This window comes from Marinicauda pacifica (genome assembly GCF_004793635.1).
Classification (GTDB): Bacteria; Pseudomonadota; Alphaproteobacteria; order Caulobacterales; family Maricaulaceae; genus Marinicauda; species Marinicauda pacifica.
Genome location: NZ_SRXV01000121.1, coordinates 1 through 302, shown reverse-complemented (window position 1 = coordinate 302; position 302 = coordinate 1). Strand labels below are relative to the sequence as shown.

1 protein-coding gene is annotated in these 302 nt (G+C 56.6%); it reads right to left on the bottom strand.

Annotation, left to right across the window (positions count from 1 at the left end; translation table 11 throughout):
* Positions 1–222, bottom strand: a 222-nt coding sequence (locus E5162_RS14640; protein ID WP_135945979.1) for a hypothetical protein, incomplete at its 3' end; no start/stop codon positions are given.
* Between the last annotated feature and the right edge of the window lie 80 nt (positions 223–302).

Sequence of the window (302 nt, the reverse complement as noted above, 5' to 3'; positions counted from 1 at the left end):
ATTGTTGGCTCCGACTTTCGAAAGGAGCTGGAGCTGCCCGACCGTAACGGAGTTATCGAACGGGATATTGTCGCTCTCCGCCGAGGTGGTCGAGTAACCAACATAAGCGTCGTTGCGGTACACACGGGCGCTCAGGAGCCCGAGTCCGGTATCGGCCTCAAGCTCGCTCTTGTAGGAGGCAAGCTGGGTATCGGTATAGCCAAGCTGGTAGTATGGCAGCAATTCCGTTTGGATCGTATGTGCATAGGTCGCTTCTGCACTGAAGCGGATCGAGTCAGTCAGTTGGCCCTGGAGCTCGAGTG